The organism is Actinomadura flavalba DSM 45200 (genome assembly GCF_000374305.1).
GTDB lineage: Bacteria > Actinomycetota > Actinomycetes > Streptosporangiales > Streptosporangiaceae > Spirillospora > Spirillospora flavalba.
Genome location: NZ_KB894102.1, coordinates 49,447 through 72,672 on the forward strand (window position 1 = coordinate 49,447; position 23,226 = coordinate 72,672).

Below are 23,226 nucleotides of genomic sequence, written 5' to 3' on the forward strand. Positions count from 1 at the left end.
GCGGAGCCACTGGTCGTCTTTTCCCGTCTTGAGTTCGGTGCCGGGCCGTCAGGCCGAAGGCTTGTCCGCGCCCTTGCCGGTGGAGACGGAGCGGGTCTCATCCGCGTCGTCGGCATCGGCGGTGGCGCGCGCGTCGTCCTTGGCGAGGTCGATCTTGGCGGCGGCACCGTCGGTGGCGTCGTCGTCATCGTCGTCGTCGGTCAGCTCGTCAGCGGTCTCCTCCGGGACGACCTGCATGACGGCCTGCTTGAGGAACCGGGCGGTCACGCCGGGCGCGATCTCCAGTTCGATGCCGTCGTCGTCGATGGCGACGAGGGTGGCGTGCATGCCGGCGGTGGTGATGACCTTCGCTCCCGGCTCCAGCGAGCTCTGCATCTGGAGCTGCTCGCGGCGCCGCTTGTTCTGCGGGCGGATGAGCAGGAAGTAGAAGATGATCGGCACCGCGAGCAGGAACAGCAGGCTCATGCCGCCGCCGCCACCGGCGTTATCCGCCGCAAGAATCATGTCGCTGCCCATGAAGGGCGTCCTTCCGATGTGGTTGAGCCCAGCCTTACGCCAGATCGGCTTAGGAACGTCGGCTGGAGACGTGACCAAGGCCGGAGTCTAGAGAGTATGCGAGACCCCGGCAACGAGGTGACGGACGAGTGGCGCGGGAAGTTCCCAACCCGTTACCGGTTGATCACCTATGGGGTGTCAGGGGCGTCTTCTCCCACGTCGAACAGGGTGCCGGACAGCGGCGCCGCGGGCGGCGGAGTCAAGCCCAGATGCGCCCAGGCCGCAGGGGTCGCGACGCGTCCGCGCGGCGTGCGGGCCAGCAGTCCCTGCCGGACCAGGAAGGGTTCGGCCACGACCTCGACGGTTTCGGGCTCCTCCCCCACCGATACCGCGAGCGTCGACAATCCGACCGGGCCGCCGCCGAATTTACGCATCAATGACGCAAGAACGGCGCGGTCGAGCCGGTCCAGTCCGCGTTCGTCGACCTCGTAGAGATCGAGCGCGGCGCGGGCGCGGTCCTCGTCGACGACGCCGTCGGCGCGGACCTCGGCGTAGTCGCGGACGCGGCGCAGCAGCCGGTTGGCGATGCGGGGCGTGCCGCGCGAGCGGCCGGCGACCTCGGCGGCGCCCGCGTCGGTGATCTCGACGTCGAGCAGCCGCGCCGAGCGGCGCACGATCGTCTCCAGCTCGGCGGGTTCGTAGAAGTCCATGTGGGCGACGAACCCGAACCGGTCGCGCAGCGGGCCGGGCAGCATGCCCGCGCGGGTCGTGGCGCCGACGAGGGTGAACGGGGCGATCTCCAGCGGGATCGCGGTGGCGCCGGGGCCCTTGCCGACGACGACGTCGACGCGGAAGTCCTCCATCGCCATGTAGAGCATCTCCTCGGCGGGGCGGGCCATCCGGTGGATCTCGTCCAGGAACAGCACCTCGCCCTCGGCGAGCGTGGACAGGATGGCGGCCAGATCGCCGGCGCGCTCGATGGCGGGGCCGGAGGAGATCCGCAGCGGCTGCCCCAGCTCGGCCGCGATGATCATGGCGAGGGTCGTCTTGCCGAGGCCCGGCCCGCCCGACAGCAGTACGTGGTCGGGCGTGCGGTTGCGTTTGAGCGCGCTGTGCAGGACGAGCGAGAGCTGTTCGCGGACGCGCTGCTGGCCGACGAAGTCGTCGAGCCGCTTGGGCCGCAGCGCGGCCTCGACGATCTCCTCGTCGGGGCCGTCCACGTTGCCGGACACGAGCGGATCGGTCATCGGCTGAGCTTCTTGAGCGCGGCCTTCAGCAGGATCGGGACGGCGGGGGGCTCGTCGGCGCCGAGGTCGGCGGCGACGGCGTCCAGGGCGGCGTCGGCGTCGCGGGCGGACCAGCCGAGGTTGACCAGGCCCGCCTGGACCTGGTCGCGCCAGGCGGCGGCCGGGGCGGCGGCGCGCACGTCGGCGGCGCCCGCGCCGGTGGGCAGGCCGAGGCGGTCCTTGAGTTCCAGGACGATGCGCTGGGCGCCCTTCTTGCCGATGCCGGGGACCTTCGTCAGCGCGGTGAGATCCTCGGTGGCGACGGCGGCGCGCAGCGCGTCGGGGGTGTGCACGGCCACCATCGCCAGGGCGAGGCGGGGACCGACGCCGCTGGCGGTCTGGAGCAGTTCGAAGACCTGGCGCTCGTCGTCGTCGGCGAAGCCGAACAGGGTCATGGAGTCTTCGCGGACGACCAGCGACGTCGGCACCTTGGCGGCCTCGCCGACGCGCAGGGCGGCGAGCGTGGCGGGCGTGCACTGCACGGCGTAGCCGACGCCGCCGACGTCGACGACGGCGCCGTCCGGGCCGGTGGCGGCGACGGTGCCGCTGACGAACGCGATCACGCGGGTCCTCCTCGGGGCCGGGGCGGGGTGCCGGGGGCGGCGGCGCGGGCGGCGGCGAGGCGCGCCTGCGCGCCGCCGCGCCAGACGTGGCAGATGGCCAGCGCGAGCGCGTCGGCGGCGTCGGCGGGCTTGGGCGCCGCGTCGAGCCGCAGCAGGCGGGTGACCATGGAGGTGACCTGCGCCTTGTCGGCGCGGCCGTTGCCGGTGACGGCGGCCTTGGCCTCGCTGGGCGTGTGCAGCGCGACGGGCAGGCCACGCCGGGCGGCGGCGAGCATCGCGATCCCGGCGGCCTGGGCGGTGCCCATGACGGTGCGGACGTTGTGCTGGGCGAACACCCGCTCGACGGCGACGGCGTCGGGCCGGTACTCGTCCAGCAGGGCCTCCAGGCCCTGTTCGACGCCGAGGAGCCGGTGCGCGATCTCGGCGTCGGGCGGGGTGCGCACGACCGAGACGTGCACGAGCTTCAACGCGCGCCCGGGGGCACCGTCCACCACGCCGACCCCGCACCGGGTCAGCCCGGGGTCCACCCCCATCACGCGCACGCCGCTCCTTCGATCACCTGTTCGGTCCCGGTCACGCTACCGGAGTCGGAGCCGCGTACGCAGGACGCCGCACCCTCAGAAGAAGTCCAGGGAGAAGGCGCGGGCGGTGAAGACCGCGTCGAGCGGGGCCTTCTCGCCGCCGTCGAGCAGGCCGGTGCGGCGGAGGGTCGCGGCGGGGACGCCCGCGTACAGGGCGGACAGGCCGCGCGCGCCGAGCCGCACGTCGGCCGGGGCGGCGGCGGTCTCGACGGTCGCCGCGCCGTCGGCGACGCTGAGGCGCCACGTGCCGTCGTTGGCGGGGACGTGCGGGTCGTCGAGGGTGAAGGTCACCGACGCGGACACACCCTGCGGATAGCCGCGACCCTCCAGCGCGGCGCGGACGTCGAGGACGCGCAGCATCCAGCGCTGACGGCGGACGCGGTCGTCGGTCCGCTCGGAGACCAGCCACAGGACGGGGTCGTCGGCGGCGACGTTCGCGCGGACGCGGTCCGCGATCGAGGAGCCCGAGCCGACGAGCGCCCACAGGCCCCGGGCGGTCTCCTCCGAGCCCGCGACGACGCGGGAGACCTCCAGCTCGCCGGGCCGGGGGCCCCACCGGTAGGACAGGAAGCCGTCCTCGGCCAGGTAGGAGTCGGTCTCCGGGCGGGAGAGCAGGTAGCGCCAGCGGTCCTCGGTCCAGCCGACGGGGCCGCAGTCGCCGTTGTCGCGGTGCAGGCGCGCGACCAGCTCGGCGACGCGGGCGGCGTCGCCGGGACCGGCGCGGCGGGCCTCCAGGGGCGCCGCGGCCAGGCGCCGCAGCGCCTCGGGGTTCAGCTCGACCTCGTCCAGCGCCCCGGCGTGCTCCCAACCGAGCGACCGGTAGATCGGGGTCGTCGCGGGATACAGCATCGCGAGGGCGTGCCCGAGGTCGACGGCGCGGCGCAGCGCGACCGTGACCATCGCGCGGCCGAGGCCGCGCCCGCGCCGCTCCGCGGCGACGGTCACGCCGCCGAAGCCCGCCAGCGACACGGCCCTGCCGTGCCACCACTGGGTCTGCTCGTGGAGCGTCGTGGTGGCGACGACGCGGCCGTCCTCGACCGTGCCCAGCAGCCGCCCGGCCTCGGCCAGCGGCCGGTTCGCCTCGCGCACCCGCTCCCAGGCGTCCGGGAACGGTCCGAACGCCTGCCGCCGCAGCTCACGAGTACGGTCGAACTCGTCCAGGTCGAGGGCGCGGATCTCCATGACCCGACCCTAGCCCCCGGCGGTGATCAGGCGTCGATGGCCGCCATGACGTCGTCGGAGACGTCGAAGTTGGCGTAGACCTCCTGGACGTCGTCGGAGTCCTCCAGGGCGTCCAGCAGGCGGAAGACCTTGCGGGCGTTGTCCTCGTCGAGGGGGACGCTCATCGTCGGGAGGAACTTGCTCTCGGCCGAGTCGTAGTCGATGCCGGCGTCCTGGAGGGCCGACCGGACGGCGAGCAGGTCACCGGCCTCGGACACGACCTCGAAGTCGTCACCGAGGTCGTTGACCTCCTCGGCGCCCGCGTCGAGGACGGCCAGCATGACGTCGTCCTCCTCCACGTCCTTCTTCGGGACGACGACGACGCCCTTGCGGTTGAACATGTACGCGACCGAGCCCGGGTCGGCGAGGGAGCCGCCGTTGCGGGTGAGGGCGACGCGGACCTCGGAGGCGGCGCGGTTGCGGTTGTCGGTGAGGCACTCGATGAGCACCGCGACGCCGCCGGGCGCGTAGCCCTCGTAGGTGATGTTCTGCCAGTCGGCGCCGCCCGCCTCCTCACCGGCGCCGCGCTTGCGCGCGCGCTCGATGTTGTCGTTGGGGACGGAGTTCTTCTTGGCCTTGTAGACGGCGTCGTACAGCGTGGGGTTGGCGTCGGGGTCGCCGCCGCCGGTGCGCGCCGCCACCTCGATGTTCTTGATCAGCTTGGCGAAGAGCTTGCCGCGCTTGGCGTCCAGCGCGGCCTTCTTGTGCTTGGTCGTCGCCCACTTGGAATGGCCGGACATCCTTATTCCTCCTCCGTCGCCCGGCGCACCAGATCGGCGAAGTAGTGGTGCACGCGGTGATCGCCCGTCAGTTCAGGGTGGAACGCGGTCGCCATCAGGCGGCCCTGCCGGACGGCGACGATCCTATCGACCTCCGGGCCGCCCTCGGCACGGCCGAGGACCTGGACGCCGTCGCCGACGCTCTCCACCCAGGGCGCGCGGATGAACACGGCGTGGAACGGCGCGCCGCCGACCTCCGGCATCGGGACGGGCGACTCGAACGAGTCGACCTGGCGGCCGAAGGCGTTGCGGCGGACGGTCATGTCGATGCCGCCGATCGTCTGCTGCCCGGTGACGCCGTCCTCGATGCGGTCCGCCAGCATGATCATCCCGGCGCAGGAGCCATAGGCGGGCAGCCCGCCCTCGATCCGCTTGCGCAGCGGTTCGAGCAGGTCGAACACGGCCGCCAGCTTGATCATCGTGGTGGACTCGCCGCCGGGGATGACGAGCCCGTCGATCCGCTCCAGTTCCTCGGGCCGCCGGACGCGCACCGTCCGCGCCCCGGCGCTCTCCAGCGCCCGCGCGTGCTCGCGCACGTCGCCCTGGAGCGCGAGGATTCCGATCGTGGGCACGGTCGTCACAGCACACCTTCCGGGAGGGGAATCAGGAGGAAACCCTAGACATAGGGACAACGCACCGCACCCGGAGGGGCTTCCCGCGCTCAGTTCAGCTTGAAGCGGCGCAGCGGCAGTTCCAGCAGCAGCGAGCCGTCGGCGCCGCGTTCGGCGAGGCCGCGGCCGAACATGCACCGCGACAGCGCCAGCCCGTACTCCTCGGGCGAGAACGGCAGCGGGACGTCGGGTTCGCCCGCGTCGAGCGCCTTCCAGAACGGGCGCTCGGCGGGCAGCCGGTCGCCCTGGTCGACGACGACGCCGTCCTGCGCGGTGACGAAGACGTCGCGCCGCAGCCTGCCGGACTCGTACCAGCGGAACCAGCAGCCGGAGACGACCGGGTGCAGGACCAGGACGCCGCAGTGCGCGCCCGGCAGCGCGGCGGCGACGTTGTCGGCGAGGCGGCGGGCGTCCTCGTCGAGCCGGAACAGGCCCCGGTCGCACAGCAGCACCGCGCCGTCGAACGCGCCGGCGAAGACCTCGTCCGCGTAGGGCCACAGGGCGAAGTCCAGGACGGTGTCGCCCGCCTCGGTCACCGCGCCCGGCGGATACAGGGCGCGGACGAACCGCGCCGCCGCGCCGTGGTCGGTCCGCACCCCCGTCCCGAACACTTCGGCGGGATCTCCCGTCGTAGCGCAGGCGAGAGCGACCGACCAGGCCATCCGTTCCCCTTTCGCGGCCGTGCTCGGGGGGCGCCGTCCGGCCGCCCGGCCAGCGTAAACCGCGGCGGGCGGCGACGGCGAGAGCGCGCCGGGAAGTTACCGGCGGGTCCGCCGGGAACCTCCCGCGGCCCCGATCACCAGCCGCGGCCGGCGAACCTCTGGTCGTCGCCGAGGGTGGCGACGTTGATGCCGACCATGGCCTCGCCGAGGCCGCGCGACACGCGCGCGATGACGTCGGGGTCGTCGAAGAAGGTGGTGGCCTTCACGATTGCCTCGGCGCGCTGCTCGGGGTTGCCGGACTTGAAGATGCCGGAGCCGACGAAGACGCCCTCGGCGCCGAGCTGCATCATCATCGCGGCGTCGGCCGGGGTGGCGATGCCGCCCGCGGTGAACAGCACGACGGGCAGCTTCCCGGCGGTGGCGACCTCCTTGACCAGCTCGTACGGCGCCTGGAGCTCCTTGGCCGCGACGAACAGCTCGTCCTCGGCGAGGTTCTCCAGGCGGCGGATCTCGCGGCGGAGCTGACGCATGTGCGTGGTGGCGTTGGAGACGTCGCCGGTGCCCGCCTCGCCCTTGGAGCGGATCATCGCCGCACCCTCGGTGATGCGGCGCAGCGCCTCGCCGAGGTTGGTCGCGCCGCAGACGAACGGCACGGTGAAGGCCCACTTGTCGATGTGGTTCTCGTAGTCGGCCGGGGTGAGGACCTCGGACTCGTCGATGTAGTCGACGCCGAGCGACTGGAGGACCTGTGCCTCGACGAAGTGGCCGATGCGGGCCTTGGCCATGACCGGGATCGAGACCGCCTCGATGATGCCCTGGACCATGTCCGGGTCGCTCATCCGGGAGATGCCGCCCTCGGCGCGGATGTCGGCCGGGACGCGCTCCAGCGCCATGACGGCGACGGCGCCCGCGTCCTCGGCGATCTTGGCCTGCTCGGGCGTGACGACGTCCATGATCACACCGCCCTTGAGCATCTCCGCCATGCCCCGCTTCACCCGGGCGGTGCCGGTGGCGGGGGCGGTGGTCTCAGGACTGGAAGAAGACACGGGCATTCCTCACGTGAACGGACGACTTGTCAACTTCCATGATATTGCCTGCTCGCGGGCCGTCCCGACGCGGCACCCGGCTTGCGCGCTCACGGGATCTTCGGTCCGCCCTCGTTCACCAGGACGACCCAGACCTGCCCGCGCGCGAACGTCATCGGCTCGCCGCCCGCGGTCGTGAACGTGGTGCCCTTGTCCTCGGACGGCCGTGACCAGCGGGCGTCGTGGGCGCGGCCGTCGCGCAGCACCAGCGCCCTGCCCTCGCCGGTGGTGTGGATGAGCGGTGTGTAGGCGCCGAGGAAGTCGTGGAACTTCGACCGCGTCGTCTTGGCGTACTGGAGGACGACGGTGGCGCCGCCGAGCACGCCGCCCTCGGCCGCGCGGTCGGGGCTGCCGCCGAAGGACGCCAGCCAGCGCTTCTGCTTGGCCGACCAGGTGAACCCCATGCTGGCGGCGGGCCAGCGGGCGGTGACCGACGTGCGCGCCTTGCCGCCCTTGGGCGCGGCCCCGAAGCGGAACCCGATGTCGCGGGGCGCTCCGGCCTTGGGCGCCTCCTTCAGCAGGCGGCGCGGGTCGGCGTAGAGGTTGTAGGGGATCGGCTTGGGTCCGGCGCGGAAGTAGGCGCCGCCGCTGCTCTCCTGCGACACCTCGTACAGCGGCGCCTTCCTGATGTACTTCTTCATCTTGCTCTGCACGCCGGAGAACGCGAACGCGGGCCTGCCGTACTGGCTGAGCAGGTGCAGGTCGGAGATGCGGGCGCTGCGCACCGGCCCCACCCGCTTGGGCAGCCGGGACGAGTAGACGGCCATCAGCCGCGTCTCGCCGCCCTCGACCTGCTCGACGTAGACGACGTCGGCGGCGGACACGCCGGTCTGCGGCATCGCGGGCCGCGTGTTCTCGATCTTCACCGCGAGGACGGGGTTGCCGAGCCCCTTCGACCCGCCGGTGAACGGATGCGTGCGCGGCGCCGGGGCGGGCGTCGTCGTGCTCGGCGCCGGTGAGGGCGGCGGGGAACCGCCCTCGCGCCGCCCGTCGCTGCACGCGACGAGCCCGAGGAGCAGGGACAGCGCGCCGCCGGCGGCCAGGGGGCCGCGGACGGTACGGCGGACGACGAGGCGCACGATCGACCTTTCTGCGGGAATTGCGCCCCGAGGGTACCCCGCGCGGCGGAACCGGACGGATCGCCGGTCTCGCACCGGGCGCCGCGGTGGCCGTCGCGTGCCGCCGGATCGTCGTGCGGAGCCACCCCGGGGACCGTCGAAACGGTTGCACAACAGTGTTATTCGCGGCGCTGGAACGTGGAGGCCGAACATACCGTCATGCCGGACGGCACTTTCGATGACGGTGTTATCGAATGAGGGGCCGCGCGACCGCACTTGCGGAGATGCCGCCTCCCGCAGCCCCGCACAGACTGAAGATCGAACCCGGCACGGACGAACCGTCGGGTTCGACCCGTCCCCTGCGAAGGGCAGCGTGTGAGCACCTCCGAAGTCGACTACGTCCCCGTGCCCGTCCCGCGTCCCGCCCCGCGCGGCCCGGCCGGAACTCCGGCCGCCCCCGCCCGTCCGGCGGCCGTGCCGCGCTCGATGGCGGCGCTGCGCGCCCAACGCGAGCGGCTGCACGCCGAGATCACCGCCGGCGGCGAGGCGGCGGTCGAGCGACAGCACCGGGCGGGCAAGCGCACCGCCCGGGAGCGGCTGGCCGCGCTGCTCGACGAGGGCTCGTTCACCGAACTCGGCATGTTCCGGCGCCACCGCGCGCACGGCCTGGGCCTGGAGGCGTCGCGCCCGGCGACCGACGGCGTCGTGACCGGTTCGGGCACCATCGACGGCCGCGTCGTGTTCGTCTACGCGCAGGACTTCACCGTCTTCGGCGGCTCCCTCGGCGAGACCCACGCCGCCAAGATCCACCGGGTGATGGACCTCGCGCTCTCCACCGGCGCGCCGCTGATCGGCATCAACGACAGCGGCGGGGCCCGCATCCAGGAGGGCGTGCAGGCGCTGGACGGCTACGGCGGGATCTTCGCCCGCAACGTCCGCGCCTCCGGCGTCATCCCGCAGATCAGCGTGGTGCTCGGCCCGAGCGCCGGAGGCGCGGCCTACTCCCCCGCGCTCACCGACTTCACGTTCGTCGTCCGGGGCGTCTCGCAGATGTACCTCACCGGCCCGGACGTGATCGAGGCCGTGAGCGGCGAGCGGGTCACGCACGAGGCCCTGGGCGGCGCGGACGTGCACGCGGCCCGCACCGGCCTGGCCTCGTTCCTGCACGAGGACGAGGACTCCTGCCTGGCCGACGTCCGCTACCTGGTGTCGCTGCTGCCGTCCAACAACCTGGACCCCGCCCCGGCCGGGCCGTCGCGCGGCGCGGCGCACGACGTGCGGCCCGGGCTCGCGGACCTGGTGCCGGTCGAGCCGTCCCGGCCCTACGACATGCGCGCCGTGATCGCCGAGATCCTCGACGATGACGACGAGATGGAGGTGCACGAGTCCTGGGCGCCGAACGTGCTGTGCGTGCTGGGCCGCCTCGACGGCGCCACGGTCGGCGTCGTCGCGAACCAGCCGCAGGCGCTGGCCGGGGTGCTGGACGCCGAGGCCGCGCAGAAGGCCGCCCGGTTCGTACGGTTCTGCGATGCCTTCGGGATTCCGCTGCTCACGCTCGTGGACGTGCCGGGCTTCCTGCCCGGGACGTCACAGGAGCACGGCGGCGTGATCCGGCACGGCGCCAAGCTGCTGTACGCGTACTGCGAGGCGACGGTGCCCCGGGTGCAGGTCGTCCTGCGCAAGTCCTACGGCGGCGCGCACATCGTGATGGACTCCCGGTCGATCGGCGCCGACCTGTCGTTCGCCTGGCCGACCAACGAGATCGCCGTGATGGGCGCGGAGGCGGCCGTCAACGTCGTGCACCGGCGCAAGCTCGCCGCCGTCACCGACCGGGGCGAGGACCCCGCCGCGCTGCGGGAGCGCCTCGTCGCGGAGTACGCCGACCAGCTCACGCACCCCTATTTCGCGGCCGAGCGCGGCCTGGTGGACGACGTGATCGACCCGGCGGAGACCCGCGCGGTCGTCGCCCGCGCCTTCGCCACGCTGCGCGACAAGCGCGCGGTGCCCGTCGCGCGCAAGCACGGCAACGTACCGCTGTGACCCGCGGCCGGACGCTCCGCTCACCCGGACTTGATCTCGACGTCGAAGCGTCCGGCCGCGGTCCGCGCCGACCGCTGGGCGGCCTCGGGCCGGTCCCCGACGCTCACCATGAGCATCGTGAGCTGCTCCTCGAAGCAGCGGTCCGCGTCGTAGGGCGGCACGAGGTACTCCCCGAGGTCCAGCGTGACGAGCCCGTGCAGCGTGATCCACATGTGGTGCGCCACCATCTCGGGGTCGCGCCGGACGAACCGCCCGGTCTCGATGCACCGGCGGGCGCACTCGACGACGTTGGTCAGCGTGTAGCGGCCGTGCTGGCGGTCCTCCTCCGACAGCGAGAAGCCCGACAGCGACAGCGCGCCGAACATCGCGCGGTACAGGTGCGGGTTGGTGAGCGCGTTGTGCCGGTACGCGCGGCCCAGCAGCGCCATGTCGGCGACCGGGTCGGCGGTCCGGGCGACGCGCGAGAAGCACGCCTCCAGACGGGCGAAGCCCTCGTGCACCATGTGCCGGACGAGCCCGCTCATGCCGCCGAAATAGGTGTAGACCGCCATCGTGGAGCATCCGGCCTCGGCCGCGAGCCGCCGGGTGGACAGCGCGCGCGGCCCCTCCTCGTGCAGCAGCCGCGCCGCGATCTCCAGCAGCAGCGGCCGGACCTCCGGGTCGGATCGACGCGGGCTCACGGGAGCGCCCGCTGTGCACGGTCCCTCGCGGAGGTCCGCGCGCCTGGCCAGCTCATGCTCGTCCCCTCGTCGGCATGCGTACTCCCGACACTAACCAGCCGGTCCGCGCGCGCCGTCTCCGAGCGTGCGGCGCCCCGTCCGCTATCGGCCATCGCCCTCCCCTTCCCACCCGGGTCGGCCACTGTAAAAAATCACAGTGTTACAGAACGGACGAAAGGATGTTTTCCGTGTCCGCACTCCGCACCACCGTCACCACGCTCAACACGCGCCATCACCGCCCCGCGCTGGCCCTCTTCATGGTCGTCGTCATCGCGCACTGGGCCGAGCACGTCACCCAGGCGATCCAGATCTGGGTGCTCGGCTGGCCCGTTCCCGAGGCGCGCGGCGTGCTGGGGATGCCCTTCCCCTGGCTCATCAAGTCGGAGTGGCTGCACTACGGCTACGCGCTCGTGATGCTCGTCTTCCTGTTCCTGCTGCGGCCCGGGTTCACCGGCCGCTCGCGCACCTGGTGGAACATCGCCCTCGGCATCCAGATCTGGCACCACCTGGAGCACCTCCTGCTGCTCATCCAGTCGCAGGTCGGGTCGAACCTCGCGGGCCGTCCCGCGCCCACCAGCATCGCGCAGCTCATCTTCCCCCGCGTCGAGCTGCACCTGTTCTACAACGCGATCGTCTTCGCCCCGATGGTCGTCGCCATGATCCTGCACCGGCGCGCCGTCCCCGCCGAGGACGGCGACGCGGCGGACCGCGCGGCGTGCACGTGCGCCGAGCGGCGCGAGCCGGTGGGCGCGGGCGCGGGACGCGGATGAGCGCCGCGCGGCGCCGTCTGCGGATCACCCCGCCGGTCCTGCTGACGATCGTCGCCGGCACCTTCCTGCTGTACCTGGGCCTGCCCAACGTGGGCCTGGTGTGGCGCTCCGCGCAGGCGGACGTGGGCGTCCCCGGAACGTTCACCGCGACCGAGCGCTCCTGCATCGAGCACCCCGGGCACAGCGCGTGCGGCTGGCGGGGAACGTTCCGGCCCGCGACCGACGCGCCGGAGCGCACCGGCGTCGCCCTCTACGGCAGCGGCCCCGGGCTGCGTCCCGGCGCCCGCACCGAGGCGCGCGACACCGGGCGCCGCAGCCTGGTCTACCCGCCGGGCGGCACCCGCGAGTGGATTCCGACGGCGGCGCTCATCGCCGTCGGCGTCGGCCTGCTCGGCTGGGGCGTGCGGCGCGGCCTGCCCGCCCGCCGGGCCGGCCACCCTGTCCACGACGAGACGACCGTGCGGGAGCACCGATGACCCCACCCCACCCGGCACCGAGCCCGCCCACCTACTGGGACGAGATCCGGACGTCGCTCAAGGAGACCGAGCAGCGTTTCGGCCGTCTCCTGTGCTCGGTGCCGGACGCCGCCGAGCCCGCCACCGACGACTGGTCGATGGCGGACACGGCGGCGCACGTCGCGATCGTCGCGTGGCTGGCGACGAGCCTGACCGTGCCCGGCGGCGCGCCGCTGCCGGTGCCCGGCCTGGCCGAGCGCCGCCGCGCGGCGAACGTGGACGACATCCACGAGCTGAACCGGATCGCGCTCGCGCACTTCACCGAGCGCGACCCCGAGGCGCTGGCCCGGATGCTCGACGAGCACGTCGACGCCGTCCTGTCGGCGACGTCCGGGCGCGACCCGGAGGAGACCGTGGACTGGATCGGCGGCGCGCAGGTGCCGCTGTGCGGGCTGCTCGCGCACCTGACCAACGAGCTGACGCTGCACGGATACGACATCGCCCGGCGCGCCGGGGCCCCGTGGCCGGTCGATCCGTTCGTGGCGGCGCGGTTCCTGGAGCAGTTCATCATCGGCCTCACCCGGCACGGCCCGGGCGACCTGCTGGCCGGAGGCGGCAAGCCGCGCGACCGGCCCATCACGGTCGAACTGCACTCCGATCACACCGATCCGGTGACGCTCGTGCTCGCGGACGGGCGGGTCACCGCCGAGGTGCCCGGCCGCACGCCCGACGTCCGCGTCACGTGCGACCCGACCGCGCTCGTCATGATGCTGTTCGGCATGCGCAGCCGGACGAGCGTGCTGCTCAGCCGCCGGGTCCGGGTGGGCGGGCGGCGGCCGTGGCTGCTGCCGGTCTTCCTGCGGACCGTCCGCGTCCCGTCGTGACGGCCCGGCCCCGGATCGCGGCGGGTCAGATCCGGGGCGGGTCGTCGTCGATCTCGAAGAACCCCGGCAGCGGGGCGCGCCCGGCCAGCGGCAGGACGCGGATGAGGTACTTGCGGCGCGCGGTGCGGGCCGAGGCGACGGCGTCGTTGTAGAAGTTGCGGGCGTAGACGACCTTGGCGGCGGCGCCGCTCAGCTCGTCCAGCACGGTCACGCCCTCCACGTCGCCGTTGAGGGTGGCGGCGAAGTCGGGCTGGTCGACGACGGCGCGCAGCGCGCGCGACAGGTCGCTCTCGGCGAACTCGCGGCGCTCGGAGTCGGCGGTGCGGGCGCTGTGCGCGGCGGTGGCCAGGACCAGGCTCGTCGCCGGGTCGAGCAGCCGCGAGGCGGCCAGCTCCAGCGCGACGGCGGCGCGGCGCACCAGCGCGGCGTCCAGCGCGGCGCGGGCCGTCTCGACGCGGACGTGCAGCCGGTCGAGCCGGGTGGCGCGCCACGACACGTACACGCCGATCAGGAAGACCAGCGCGATCCAGAACAGGACGTCGATGATCCAGCCGTAGGTCATCGGACCCCCTGCGTCCGGTCGGCGGCGATGACGCCGCCGGCGCCGCCCGCCACGGTCTCGTAGACGCGCAGGACGTCGCGGGCGACCGACGACCAGTCGTAGTCGCGCACGGCGGTGCGGGCCTCGGCCGAGAGCTGCTTGCGGCGGGCGGAGTCGTCCAGCAGGTCCCCGGCGGCGGCGGCCAGCGCGGTGGCGTCGCCGACGGGGAACAGGACGCCCGCGCGCCCGCCGCGCAGCACGCGGTCGAACGCCTCGATGTCGCTGGCCAGGATCGGCGCCCCGGCCGACATCGCCTCGGCGAGCACGATGCCGAAGCTCTCGCCGCCGGTGTTGGGGGCGACGAACACGTCCACCGAGTGGTAGGCGCGGACCTTGTCCTCCTCGCTGACCAGGCCGAGCGCGACGACGCGGTCGCGCAACTCGGGCGAGACCCGGGACAGGACCTCGTCGACGTCGCCGGGCCCGGCGAGCAGCAGCCGCAGGCCGGGCCGTTCCCGGCCGAGGATCTCGAACGCGCGCAGCAGCGTCGGCAGGCCCTTGCGGGGCTCGTCCATGCGGCCGAGGAACCCGAGCGCGCCGCCCTCGCCCGGCCAGCCGGGCAGCGGCTCGGCGGTGGTGTAGCGCTCGGTCGCGACGCCGTTGGGGATGAGCACGGCGTCGCCGCCGAGGTGCTCCACCAGCGTCGTGCGGGCCGCGACCGACACCGCGATCCGGCCGGTGATCTTCTCCAGCGCCGACCGCAGGATCGGCGCGGTGACCGACACGATGCGCGACTTGTCGTAGGAGGCGTGGAACGTGCCCACGATGGGGCCGTCGGCCGTCCAGCAGGCCAGCAGGCCGAGCGACGGCGCGGCGGGCTCGTGCACGTGCAGCACGTCGAAGCCGCCGTCGTTGATCCAGCGCCGGACGCGCGCCGCCGACAGGAACCCGAACGCCAGCCGCGCCACCGACCCGTTGTAGGGGACGGGCACCGCGCGCCCGGCGGGCACGACGTAGGACGGCAGCGGCGCGTCCTCGTCGGCCGGGGAGATCACCGAGACCTCGTGGCCGTAGCCGATCAGCGCCTCGGCCAGGTCGCGGATGTGCTGCTGGACGCCGCCGGGGACGTTCCAGGTGTACGGGCAGACGATGCCGATCCTCACGCGGGCCTCTCAGTGAAGTCCGCGACCCAGACGCGCTGGAGCATGTGCCAGTCCTGCGGGTGCGCGGCGATGCCCGCCGCGAACACGTCCGCGAGATCCTGCGTCATGGCGCGGATCTTGTCCTGCCGCCCGCCGGACTCGGGAACCGGGATCTCGTCGTGGACGCGGGCGCACCAGTAGTCGCCCTCGTACCAGAGCGTGACCGGGTACAGGGCGGCGCCGGTCTGCACGGCGAGCGCGCCGGAGACGGCGGGCATCCGCGCGGTCTCGCCGAAGAAGTCGACGTCGATGCCGCCGGCGGTGAGGTCGCGGTCGACGACGAGGCAGACGGGCCGCCCGGCCCGCAGCCGCTGCGCGAGCCGTCCGTAGGCCGAGGCGCCCCGGTGCGCGAGCACCTCCATGCCCAGGCTCTCGCGGAAGGCGACGAACCGGTCGAACAGCGACTCGGGCTTGAGGCGTTCGGCGACGGTCGTGAACGGATATCCGCTGTGGACGAGCCACGCCCCGGCCTGCTCGTAGTTGCCCATGTGGGGCAGCGCGACGATCGCGCCGCGTCCCGAGTCGAGGGTGGCGAACAGCTTCTCGTGGCCGGTGACGCGCATCTTGCCGAGGATGCGGTCGCGGTCGTACTCGGGGAGCCGGAAGACCTCCAGCCAGTACCGGAAGTAGGACCGCAGGACCCGCTTGGACAGGACGCGGACCTCGTCGTCCACCTCCTTCTTGCCCAGCACCCGGCACAGGTTGCGTTCGAGCTGCTGCACGCCGCCGCCGTGCCGCTGCCAGGTGCGGTCGGCCAGGGCGGCGAACACCAGGCGGCCCACGCGCTCGGGCGTCTTGCGGACGACGCCCCAGCCGAGCGCGTAGGCGGCGTCGGCGGCCTCGTCGCGCAGCCCGCTCACGGCGTGCGCTCCGGCGCGCGGGCGGCGTCGGCGGCCTGCTTCCACACGGTGTGGAACCGCTGCGCGACGGTGACGGTGCTGAGCGCCGCTAGCACCCAGAGCGCGATCGCGAGGATGAAGGGGACGCCCAGGCCGTGGAAGCCCGCCGCGACCAGCGCGATGACCAGCCGCTCGGACCGTTCCGCGACGCCGACGTCGCACGTGTAGCCGAGCCCCTCGGCGCGGGCCTTGGCGTAGGAGACGACGACGCCGGAGACCAGGCAGTACAGCGCCAGGCCCGCCAGGACGGTCTCCCCGTCGCGGTTCAGGCCGATCATGAGCCCGGCGAAGATGGCGGCGTCGGCGACGCGGTCCATGGTGGAGTCCAGGAAGGCGCCGAACTTGGAGATCTTGCCGGTGACGCGGGCCACGGCGCCGTCGAGCATGTCGAACAGCACGAACGCGGTGATCACCATCGTGCCCCAGAAGTACTCGCCGCGCGGGAAGAACCCGAGGGCCCCGGCGACGACGCCCACCGTCCCGACGACCGTGATCACGTTCGGGGACAGTCCGGTGCGTGCGACCGCCCGGCCGACCGGGGTCAGGACACGGCCCAGCGCGGGCCGCAGAGACTTGAGCATTACTTCCTTTCCGGGGGCCGGGCCGCTTACCCGGCGGCGCTCATCGTAGTGCTCCCCCGCGTCGTGAGTGATCAGCGGCGCAGCCCGCCGCCCCTTGTGCTCGGGCGCGGTCCGGTCAAGGCTGGACGTACGCGTGTGATGTCGGTCACGTCACGGTGCGGGCCGGCTCCCCCAAGCCGAGGAGGCAACGATGGCGGACAGAGGAGGCCCCGGCGGGGCACCGGCGGCCGGCGAGCCCGGGGCGGTGCGCAACGTCGTGCTGATCGGCCCCTCCGGAACGGGCAAGACGACGCTGGCCGAGGCGCTGCTCGCCGCGACCGGCACGGTGCCGCGCGCGGGCCGCGTCGAGGACGGCACCACCGTCGCGGACTTCGACGAGGCCGAGATCCGGCGGCACCGGTCGGTGAACCTGGCGCTCACGCCGTTCGAGCACGGCGGCGTCAAGGTCAACCTGATCGACACGCCCGGCTACCCCGACTTCGTCGGTGACCTGCGGGCCGGGCTGCGCGCGGCCGACGCGGCGCTGTTCGTCGTGTCGGCGGTGGACGGCGTGGACGGGCAGACGCGGCTGCTGTGGGAGGAGTGCGCGGCCGTCGGCATGCCGCGCGCCGTCGTCATCACCAAGATCGACCAGCGCCGCGGCGACTTCGCCGCCGCCATGGCCGCGTGCCAGGAGACGTTCGGCGAGGGCGTCGTGCCGCTCTACTACCCGCTGCCGGGCGACCGGCTGATCGGGCTGCTCACCGGCCGCTGCCTGGACTACTCCGGCGGGAGCCGGGTGGAGTGCGCGCCCGACCCGGAGCGGTCGGACGAGGTGGAGGAGCGGCGGGCCACGCTCATCGAGGCGATCATCCAGGAGAGCGAGGACGAGTCGCTCATGGACCGCTATCTCGCCGGTGAGGACCTGGACGTCAAGGCACTCATCACCGACCTGGAGACGGCCGTCGCGCGCGGCGCGTTCCACCCCGTGCTGACGACGTCGGTCCCGCACGGCGACCGGGCGGGGCCGGTCGTCGGGATGGCCGAGCTGCTGGAGGTCGTCACGCAGGCGTTCCCGTCGCCGCCCGAGCATCCCGTGCCGCCCGTCACCGGGATCACCGGCGGCGCCCGCCGCGCGGTGTCCTGCGACCCGGACGGGCCGCTGGTCGCCGAGGTCGTCAAGACCACCACCGACCCCTACGTCGGGCGGATCTCGCTGGTGCGGGTGTTCTCCGGGACGCTGCGCCCGGACATGCTCGTGCACGTCTCCGGGCACGGCCTGGCGGAGCGCGGCCACGCCGACCACGACGTGGACGAGCGCGTCGGCGCGCTGACCTCGCCGCTCGGCAGGCGGCAGCGGCTCGTCGGGTCGTGCGCGGCCGGGGACATCTGCGCGGTGGCGCGGCTGACGCGGGCCGAGACCGGGGACACGCTGTCGGACCCGGGCGAGCCGCTGCTGATGGCGCCGTGGCCGATGCCCGAGCCGCTGCTGCCGGTGGCGGTGCGCGCCGCGTCCACGACCGACGAGGACAAGCTCGGCCAGGCGCTGGCGCGGCTCGTCGCCGAGGACCCGACGCTGCGGCTGGAGAACAACCCCGAGACGCACCAGCTCGTGCTGTGGTGCCTGGGCGAGACGCAGGCCGACGTGCTGGTGGAGCGGCTGGCGTCCCGGCACGGCGTCACCGTCGAGCGGGAGGAGCTGCGGGTCGCGCTGCGCGAGACGTTCGGCGCGCCCGCCACCGGGGTGGGACGGCACGTCAAGCAGAGCGGCGGGCACGGCCAGTACGCCGTGTGTGCGATCGACGTGGAGCCGCTGCCCGCCGGGGAGGGGTTCGAGTTCGCCGACCGGGTCGTCGGCGGGGTCGTGCCGCGCCAGTTCATCCCGTCGGTGGAGAAGGGCGTCCGGCAGCAGATGGAGCGCGGCGTGCTGGCCGGGCATCCCGTGGTGGACGTCCGGGTCGTGCTGCACGACGGCAAGCACCATCCCGTCGACTCCTCGGACATGGCGTTCCAGACGGCGGGCGCGCTGGCGCTGCGCGACGCGGCGGGCCGGGCGCCGATGCTGCTGCTGGAGCCGGTGGACGACGTCGCGGTGCTGGTGACCGACGAGTACGTCGGCGCCGTCATGTCCGACCTGACCGGGCGGCGGGGCCGCGTCCTCGGCTCGGAGACGATCGCGGGCGGCCGGACGCTGGTCCGCGCCGAGGTGCCGGAGCTGGAGATCGTCCGGTACGCCGTGGACCTGCGGTCGCTGTCGCAGGGCACCGGCTCGTTCCGCCGCTCGTTCCTGCGGTACGAACCCCTGCCGACGCACCTGGCCGGGCGCGTGCCGTCCGGCTAGCGCCGGTCGTCCGGGGGCAGCGCGCAGGCCGGGGTGCCGCCGGGCAGCCTGCCCCGGTTGGCGGCGACGAGGCGGTACACGCCGAGCGCCAGCCACGACACCGGCGGCACCCGCAGCAGCAGCCCGAGCGGGCGCCACACCCCTCCGGCGCCGACGAGCAGCCGCGCCACGGCCTGCGCCGCCCCGCTCACCCGCCCGGACGCGTCCACGTACAGCAGTTCGCGGGCCGCGCGCTCGCGCGGGACGCCGAGCGCGGCCAGGTCGGCGCGCTGGTAGGGGACGATCGCGGCCGGGGTCGGGACGCGGCGCCGCACGAACCCCACCGACGACGTGCAGAAACCGCAGTCGCCGTCGAACACCAGGACCGGCCGCGCCATGCTCAGACCCCCTCGGGCCACGCGTCGGCCAGCAGCCGCCGCGTGTCGGCCAGCAGTTGCGGCAGCACCTTGGTGTGCCCCACCACCGGCATGAAGTTGGTGTCGCCGCCCCAGCGCGGCACCACGTGCTGGTGCAGGTGCGCCGCGATGCCCGCGCCCGCGACCTGCCCCAGGTTCATGCCCACGTTGAAGCCCTGCGCACCGCTGGCCTTGCGCAGCGCGCCGAGGGCGCGGCGGGTCAGCACGGCCAGCTCGGTGTACTCGGCCTCGTCCAGCTCGGAGTAGTCGGCGACGTGCCGGTACGGGACGACCATCAGATGCCCCGAGTTGTACGGATACAGGTTGAGGACCGCGAACACCGCCGTGCCGCGCGCGACGATCAGGCCCTCCTCGTCGGACATGGCCGGGATCTCGCAGAACGGGCAGCCGTCCTCGGAGCCGCTGCCGCGAGGCTTGTTCTCGCCCTTGATGTAGGCCATCCGGTGCGGCGTCCAGAGCCGCTGGAAGTTGTCCGGGGAGCCGGCGCCGCGCTGTTCCTCGACCCCGGCGTCCTCGCGCGCCTCCTGCACCACGGGCTTCTCCGGCTCTACGCTCAAGGCGGCGCTCTCCTTTGCTCACGGCCTGACCAGCAGCATAGAAGAGCGCGGCCGTGCTCCCTGCGGCAGGGAGGCCGCTCCCCCGCCCTCCCGCGCCGGATCGTGTCGATACCCCGTGGAGACCCGCACCGATGACCGACTATGAGCAGGGCCGATCCGGCGGCGAGGGTTCCCCGCCCGACCTCGGCGCCCTTCCGTACCACGCGGGACGCTCCCCCGGGGCGCCCGCCCCGCTGCCGCCGCTGCTGACACCGCCCGCCGATCCGCCGCCGGGCGGACCGACGCCCGGCGGGCCGACGCCCGGCTTCGGGACGCCGCTGTCCGCGCCGCCGCCCGTGACCGTCCCGCCGCCGCGCCTGGGCGCGGCGGGCGAGCGGCCCGCCGCCGCGGACGGTGTGCCGGGCCGCATCACGATCGACGACGAGGTCATCGAGAAGATCGCGCTGCTGGCCGCGCAGGAGATCGCGGGCGTCATCGCCGTCGAGGGCCGGGCCGGGTCCGGCGGCGCGGCGGCCGGTGAGCGGCGCGCGCCCGTCCGGGTCCGCACCCACGACGACCAGGTGTCGCTGGACCTGGCGCTGACCGTCGAGTACGGGAGCGTCGTCCTGGACGTGGCCACGATCGTCCGGGCGAACGTGGCCCGGGTGGTGGGCCGGATGCTCGGGATGCGGGTCGAGGCGGTGAACGTCGCGGTCGAGGACGTCCGGCTGCCCGGCTCCCCCGCCTAGGCGCCGGGGCGGGCGGCGCAGGTGGCGCCGCCGCCCCCGCCGGGGGCGACCGTCGTCAGCGTCACCGACTCGACCTCGGTGACCATGACCCCGGCGAAGGAGAACGTCCTGGTCTGGCCCTTACGGACCATCTCCATCTGCTGCTGCGGGGACTTGCCGCGCAGCGTGACCAGGACGCGGGCCGCCACGTTGTCCTGCGGCTTCACGACGACCTCCAGGCCGCCCGCGCCCGGCCGGTAGATCGCGACGCCGTCGGCGCACGGCGTCCCGCCGCTGCCGCCGCCGTTCGGCTGCGGGATCTGCGGGCCCGAGCCGTCGTCGCCCGGCGGCTGCTGCGGCGCCCCGGACGGCTGCCCGGAGGGCTGGCCCGGGGGGACGGTCTGCGGCGCGGGATTCGTCGGGACCGTGCCGGGGACCTGCCCGGGAACCTGGCCCTGCGGGACCTGGCCGGGCGTCGGGTTCACGGCCGCCCGGGAGCCGCCCGGGTCGTCCAGCAGCGGGAGCAGCAGCACACCGATCGCGGCGACCACCAGGAGCAGCGCCCCTCCGTAGCCGAGGAACCGCCACCAGGGCGAGCCTCCGGTACCGGCGGGCCTGCTGGACTTCATGCGTGCTGTCTCCCGGTTCGTGGCGTGACCGCCGAGGCTACCAAGACGGGGCAAGCCACCCGGATCGCCCCGAGCCCGCGCGGGTCCGGGGCGATCACGGGCGGGATCAGACCTGGGCGCGGGACTCGATCGCGGCGACGATCTCGTCCGCCGCCGCCTCGGGGCTCACGCCGTTCTTCTGCTCACCGTCGCGGTAGCGGAACGAGACGGCGTCCTTGGCGACGTCGTCGTCCCCGGCGAGCAGCATGTACGGCACCTTCTGCTTCTGCGCGTTGCGGATCTTCTTCTGCATCCGGTCGGAGGAGGTGTCGACCTCGACCCGGACGCCGCGCGCCCGCAGCAGCGCCGCGACCTTCTCCAGGTGCGCGACGTGCGCGTCGCCGATCGGGATGCCGACGACCTGCACCGGCGCCAGCCACGGCGGCATCGCGCCCGCGTAGTGCTCCAGCAGCACGCCGAAGAACCGCTCGATCGACCCGAACAGCGCCCGGTGCAGCATGACGGGCCGCTTGCGGGTGCCGTCGGCCGCCTGGTACTCCAGCCCGAACCGCTCGGGCTGGTTCGGGTCGACCTGGATGGTGGAGAGCTGCCAGGTGCGGCCGATGGCGTCCTTGGCCTGCACGGAGATCTTCGGGCCGTAGAACGCGGCGCCGCCCGGGTCGGGGACCAGGTCCAGCCCGGTCTCCTCGGCGGCCTCGCGCAGTGCGCCGGTCGCCATCTCCCACATGTCGTCCGAGCCGATGAACTTGTCGGAGTCGTCGCGGGTGGACAGCTCCAGGAAGAACTCGGTGAGCCCGTAGTCGCGCAGCAGCCCGAGGACGAAGTCGAGCAGCCGCTTGATCTCGGTGCCCATGTCCTCCTGGGTGGTGTAGATGTGCGCGTCGTCCTGGGTCATGCCGCGGACGCGGGTGAGGCCGTGCACGACGCCGGACTTCTCGTACCGGTACACCGAGCCGAACTCGAACAGCCGCAGCGGCAGCTCCCGGTAGGACCGGCCGCGCGCCCGGTAGATCAGGTTGTGCATCGGGCAGTTCATCGGCTTGAGGTAGTACTCGCTGCCGTCGACCTCCATCGGCGGGAAGATGTCCTCCTTGTACGAGCCGAGGTGGCCGGAGGTCTCGAACAGGCGGCCCTTGGTGATGTGGGGGGTGTTGACGAACTCGTACCCCTCCTCCTCGTGCCGCCGCCGCGAGTAGTCCTCCATGACGCGGCGGATCACGCCGCCCTTGGGGTGGAAGACCGCCAGGCCCGAGCCGATCTCGTCGGGGAAGGAGAACAGGTCGAGTTCGGCGCCGAGCTTGCGGTGGTCGCGCTTCTCGGCCTCGGCGAGCAGGTGCAGGTACTCGTCCTGCCTCTCGCGCGACTCCCACGCGGTGCCGTAGATGCGCTGGAGCTGCGGGTTCTTCTCGCTGCCGCGCCAGTACGCGCCGCCGGTGCGCATCAGCTTGAACGCCGGGATGACGCGGGTGGTCGGCACGTGCGGCCCGCGGCACAGGTCCTTCCAGCGCAGGTCGCCGGTCTTGGCGTCGAGGTTGTCGTAGATGGTCAGCTCACCGGCGCCGACCTCGACGTCGGCGCCCTCACCGGCGTCGGCGGCGCCGCCCTTGAGGCCGATCAGCTCCAGCTTGTAGGGCTCGCCCGCCAGCTCGGCGCGGGCCTCGTCGTCGGAGACGGGGCGGCGCTCGAACCGCTGCGCCTGCTTGACGATCTCGCGCATGCGCTTCTCGATGCGCTTGAGGTCGTCGGGGGTGAACGGGTCGGTGACGTCGAAGTCGTAGTAGAAGCCGTTCTCCACGGGCGGGCCGATGCCCAGCTTCGCGTCGGGGAACAGCTCCTGGACGGCCTGCGCCATCACGTGCGCCGCCGAGTGCCGCATGATGGCGCGGCCGTCGGGCGAACCGATCTCGACGGGCTCGACGGCGTCGCCGTCGGCGACCGGGTGCGCCAGGTCGCGCAGCTCACCGCCGACGCGGGCGGCGATCACGGTGCGGCCGTCGGCGTCGAGGGCCTGCCCGGCGGTCGTGCCGGCGGGCACCACCCGCTCGCTCCCGTCGAGGGTGATGCGCAGCTCAGACACGGTGGACACGGAGATCTCCTCGTGATCGTGGGACGACCCGGAACGCGGTGAGGCCCCGGGATCGCTCCCGGGGCCTCAGCGAACGTCG

General features: G+C 73.6%; 25 protein-coding genes. 6 read left to right on the forward strand and 19 right to left on the reverse strand.

Annotated elements, in window-relative coordinates:
* Window positions 1-48: 48 nt before the first annotated feature.
* From yajC to C229_RS0125825, 10 genes are all read right to left on the reverse strand, one after another.
* The gene (gene yajC / locus C229_RS0125780) at window positions 49-516 is read right to left on the reverse strand and encodes a preprotein translocase subunit YajC (protein WP_018658011.1); all 468 of its coding nucleotides are present in this window, start codon (window positions 514-516) and stop codon (window positions 49-51) included.
* Between the two features lie 167 nt (window positions 517-683).
* Window positions 684-1,742 (reverse strand): Holliday junction branch migration DNA helicase RuvB, encoded by a 1,059-nt coding sequence (ruvB, locus tag C229_RS0125785; protein ID WP_018658012.1) that lies wholly within the window; start codon window positions 1,740-1,742, stop codon window positions 684-686.
* Window positions 1,739-2,344: a Holliday junction branch migration protein RuvA gene (ruvA, locus tag C229_RS0125790; protein ID WP_018658013.1), complete on the reverse strand. Its 606-nt coding sequence runs from the start codon at window positions 2,342-2,344 to the stop codon at window positions 1,739-1,741. The genes ruvB and ruvA overlap by 4 nt, the downstream gene beginning before the upstream one ends.
* A complete protein-coding gene (gene ruvC, locus C229_RS31885) occupies window positions 2,341-2,886 on the reverse strand; it encodes a crossover junction endodeoxyribonuclease RuvC (protein WP_018658014.1) in 546 nt (181 codons plus the stop codon). Before ruvC ends, ruvA begins: the two co-directional genes overlap by 4 nt.
* A gap of 75 nt (window positions 2,887-2,961) precedes the next feature.
* Window positions 2,962-4,107: a GNAT family N-acetyltransferase gene (locus tag C229_RS0125800; RefSeq protein ID WP_018658015.1), complete on the reverse strand. Its 1,146-nt coding sequence runs from the start codon at window positions 4,105-4,107 to the stop codon at window positions 2,962-2,964.
* 26 nt (window positions 4,108-4,133) lie between these two features.
* Window positions 4,134-4,886: a YebC/PmpR family DNA-binding transcriptional regulator gene (locus tag C229_RS0125805; protein WP_018658016.1), complete on the reverse strand. Its 753-nt coding sequence runs from the start codon at window positions 4,884-4,886 to the stop codon at window positions 4,134-4,136.
* Between the two features lie 2 nt (window positions 4,887-4,888).
* A complete protein-coding gene (gene pdxT, locus C229_RS0125810) occupies window positions 4,889-5,506 on the reverse strand; it encodes a pyridoxal 5'-phosphate synthase glutaminase subunit PdxT (RefSeq protein ID WP_018658017.1) in 618 nt (205 codons plus the stop codon).
* 80 nt (window positions 5,507-5,586) lie between these two features.
* Entirely contained in the window at window positions 5,587-6,198 is a 612-nt protein-coding gene (locus C229_RS0125815; RefSeq protein ID WP_026314166.1) for a DUF6928 family protein, read from the reverse strand.
* A gap of 134 nt (window positions 6,199-6,332) precedes the next feature.
* Window positions 6,333-7,250, reverse strand: coding sequence for a pyridoxal 5'-phosphate synthase lyase subunit PdxS (gene pdxS / locus C229_RS0125820; RefSeq protein WP_026314167.1), 918 nt, complete (start codon window positions 7,248-7,250; stop codon window positions 6,333-6,335).
* Window positions 7,251-7,333: 83 nt separating this feature from the next.
* A complete protein-coding gene (locus tag C229_RS0125825) occupies window positions 7,334-8,362 on the reverse strand; it encodes a DUF3048 domain-containing protein (protein ID WP_018658020.1) in 1,029 nt (342 codons plus the stop codon).
* A 354-nt stretch (window positions 8,363-8,716) separates the two neighbouring features.
* On the opposite strand from C229_RS0125825, the gene C229_RS0125830 reads away from it, so the two are divergent.
* Window positions 8,717-10,381 (forward strand): acyl-CoA carboxylase subunit beta, encoded by a 1,665-nt coding sequence (locus tag C229_RS0125830; RefSeq protein WP_018658021.1) that lies wholly within the window; start codon window positions 8,717-8,719, stop codon window positions 10,379-10,381.
* 20 nt (window positions 10,382-10,401) lie between these two features.
* Here C229_RS0125830 and C229_RS0125835 read toward each other — a convergent pair whose 3' ends face one another.
* Entirely contained in the window at window positions 10,402-11,061 is a 660-nt protein-coding gene (locus C229_RS0125835; RefSeq protein WP_018658022.1) for a TetR/AcrR family transcriptional regulator, read from the reverse strand.
* A 218-nt stretch (window positions 11,062-11,279) separates the two neighbouring features.
* On the opposite strand from C229_RS0125835, the gene C229_RS31890 reads away from it, so the two are divergent.
* From C229_RS31890 to C229_RS0125850, 3 genes are read left to right on the forward strand one after another with little or no spacing between them, the layout of a single operon-like run.
* The gene (locus tag C229_RS31890; RefSeq protein WP_051109127.1) at window positions 11,280-11,870 is read left to right on the forward strand and encodes a hypothetical protein; all 591 of its coding nucleotides are present in this window, start codon (window positions 11,280-11,282) and stop codon (window positions 11,868-11,870) included.
* Complete coding sequence (locus C229_RS31895; RefSeq protein WP_018658024.1) at window positions 11,867-12,346, forward strand: hypothetical protein; 480 nt, start codon at window positions 11,867-11,869, stop codon at window positions 12,344-12,346. The genes C229_RS31890 and C229_RS31895 overlap by 4 nt, the downstream gene beginning before the upstream one ends.
* Complete coding sequence (locus C229_RS0125850) at window positions 12,343-13,209, forward strand: maleylpyruvate isomerase N-terminal domain-containing protein (protein WP_018658025.1); 867 nt, start codon at window positions 12,343-12,345, stop codon at window positions 13,207-13,209. The genes C229_RS31895 and C229_RS0125850 overlap by 4 nt, the downstream gene beginning before the upstream one ends.
* Before the next feature lie 25 nt (window positions 13,210-13,234).
* Here C229_RS0125850 and C229_RS0125855 read toward each other — a convergent pair whose 3' ends face one another.
* From C229_RS0125855 to pgsA, 4 genes are read right to left on the reverse strand one after another with little or no spacing between them, the layout of a single operon-like run.
* On the reverse strand, window positions 13,235-13,771 hold the full coding sequence (locus C229_RS0125855; RefSeq protein WP_018658026.1) for a LemA family protein: 537 nt from the start codon (window positions 13,769-13,771) through the stop codon (window positions 13,235-13,237).
* On the reverse strand, window positions 13,768-14,913 hold the full coding sequence (locus tag C229_RS0125860; protein ID WP_018658027.1) for a glycosyltransferase family 4 protein: 1,146 nt from the start codon (window positions 14,911-14,913) through the stop codon (window positions 13,768-13,770). Before C229_RS0125860 ends, C229_RS0125855 begins: the two co-directional genes overlap by 4 nt.
* Window positions 14,910-15,812, reverse strand: a complete 903-nt coding sequence (locus tag C229_RS0125865; RefSeq protein ID WP_018658028.1) for a phosphatidylinositol mannoside acyltransferase — start codon at window positions 15,810-15,812, stop codon at window positions 14,910-14,912. Before C229_RS0125865 ends, C229_RS0125860 begins: the two co-directional genes overlap by 4 nt.
* On the reverse strand, window positions 15,809-16,432 hold the full coding sequence (pgsA, locus tag C229_RS0125870; protein ID WP_018658029.1) for a phosphatidylinositol phosphate synthase: 624 nt from the start codon (window positions 16,430-16,432) through the stop codon (window positions 15,809-15,811). Before pgsA ends, C229_RS0125865 begins: the two co-directional genes overlap by 4 nt.
* 190 nt (window positions 16,433-16,622) lie before the next feature.
* Between pgsA and C229_RS0125875 the strand changes: the two genes are divergently transcribed.
* The gene (locus C229_RS0125875; protein WP_026314169.1) at window positions 16,623-18,752 is read left to right on the forward strand and encodes an elongation factor G-like protein EF-G2; all 2,130 of its coding nucleotides are present in this window, start codon (window positions 16,623-16,625) and stop codon (window positions 18,750-18,752) included.
* On the opposite strand, the gene C229_RS0125880 is transcribed toward C229_RS0125875, so the two are convergent.
* Window positions 18,749-19,129 carry a thiol-disulfide oxidoreductase DCC family protein gene (locus tag C229_RS0125880; RefSeq protein WP_018658031.1) on the reverse strand — a complete coding sequence of 127 codons (381 nt, stop codon included), beginning with the start codon at window positions 19,127-19,129 and terminating at the stop codon, window positions 18,749-18,751. The genes C229_RS0125875 and C229_RS0125880 overlap by 4 nt on opposite strands.
* 2 nt (window positions 19,130-19,131) lie before the next feature.
* Window positions 19,132-19,701 carry an HIT family protein gene (locus C229_RS0125885; RefSeq protein ID WP_018658032.1) on the reverse strand — a complete coding sequence of 190 codons (570 nt, stop codon included), beginning with the start codon at window positions 19,699-19,701 and terminating at the stop codon, window positions 19,132-19,134.
* 155 nt (window positions 19,702-19,856) lie between these two features.
* Between C229_RS0125885 and C229_RS31900 the strand changes: the two genes are divergently transcribed.
* Entirely contained in the window at window positions 19,857-20,453 is a 597-nt protein-coding gene (locus C229_RS31900) for an Asp23/Gls24 family envelope stress response protein (protein ID WP_018658033.1), read from the forward strand.
* Here C229_RS31900 and C229_RS0125895 read toward each other — a convergent pair.
* Window positions 20,450-21,061: a hypothetical protein gene (locus tag C229_RS0125895; RefSeq protein ID WP_026314170.1), complete on the reverse strand. Its 612-nt coding sequence runs from the start codon at window positions 21,059-21,061 to the stop codon at window positions 20,450-20,452. The genes C229_RS31900 and C229_RS0125895 overlap by 4 nt on opposite strands.
* A gap of 106 nt (window positions 21,062-21,167) precedes the next feature.
* Window positions 21,168-23,147: a threonine--tRNA ligase gene (gene thrS, locus C229_RS0125900; protein WP_018658034.1), complete on the reverse strand. Its 1,980-nt coding sequence runs from the start codon at window positions 23,145-23,147 to the stop codon at window positions 21,168-21,170.
* Window positions 23,148-23,226 lie beyond the last annotated feature (79 nt).

What these genes read in the sequence shown, in the direction of transcription:
- C229_RS0125815 (WP_026314166.1), bottom strand. Translation starts at nt 6,198, where the DNA reads ATGGCCTGGTCGGTCGCTCTCGCCTGCGCTACGACGGGAGATCCCGCC.
- ruvB (WP_018658012.1), bottom strand. Translation starts at nt 1,742, where the DNA reads ATGACCGATCCGCTCGTGTCCGGCAACGTGGACGGCCCCGACGAGGAG.
- C229_RS31890 (WP_051109127.1), top strand. Translation starts at nt 11,280, where the DNA reads ATGTTTTCCGTGTCCGCACTCCGCACCACCGTCACCACGCTCAACACG.
- C229_RS31900 (WP_018658033.1), top strand. Translation starts at nt 19,857, where the DNA reads ATGACCGACTATGAGCAGGGCCGATCCGGCGGCGAGGGTTCCCCGCCC.
- pdxS (WP_026314167.1), bottom strand. Translation starts at nt 7,250, where the DNA reads ATGCCCGTGTCTTCTTCCAGTCCTGAGACCACCGCCCCCGCCACCGGC.
- C229_RS0125880 (WP_018658031.1), bottom strand. Translation starts at nt 19,129, where the DNA reads ATGGCGCGGCCGGTCCTGGTGTTCGACGGCGACTGCGGTTTCTGCACG.
- C229_RS0125805 (WP_018658016.1), bottom strand. Translation starts at nt 4,886, where the DNA reads ATGTCCGGCCATTCCAAGTGGGCGACGACCAAGCACAAGAAGGCCGCG.
- C229_RS0125895 (WP_026314170.1), bottom strand. Translation starts at nt 21,061, where the DNA reads ATGAAGTCCAGCAGGCCCGCCGGTACCGGAGGCTCGCCCTGGTGGCGG.
- C229_RS0125850 (WP_018658025.1), top strand. Translation starts at nt 12,343, where the DNA reads ATGACCCCACCCCACCCGGCACCGAGCCCGCCCACCTACTGGGACGAG.
- C229_RS0125855 (WP_018658026.1), bottom strand. Translation starts at nt 13,771, where the DNA reads ATGACCTACGGCTGGATCATCGACGTCCTGTTCTGGATCGCGCTGGTC.
- C229_RS0125875 (WP_026314169.1), top strand. Translation starts at nt 16,623, where the DNA reads ATGGCGGACAGAGGAGGCCCCGGCGGGGCACCGGCGGCCGGCGAGCCC.
- yajC (WP_018658011.1), bottom strand. Translation starts at nt 516, where the DNA reads ATGGGCAGCGACATGATTCTTGCGGCGGATAACGCCGGTGGCGGCGGC.
- C229_RS31895 (WP_018658024.1), top strand. Translation starts at nt 11,867, where the DNA reads ATGAGCGCCGCGCGGCGCCGTCTGCGGATCACCCCGCCGGTCCTGCTG.
- C229_RS0125800 (WP_018658015.1), bottom strand. Translation starts at nt 4,107, where the DNA reads ATGGAGATCCGCGCCCTCGACCTGGACGAGTTCGACCGTACTCGTGAG.
- pgsA (WP_018658029.1), bottom strand. Translation starts at nt 16,432, where the DNA reads ATGCTCAAGTCTCTGCGGCCCGCGCTGGGCCGTGTCCTGACCCCGGTC.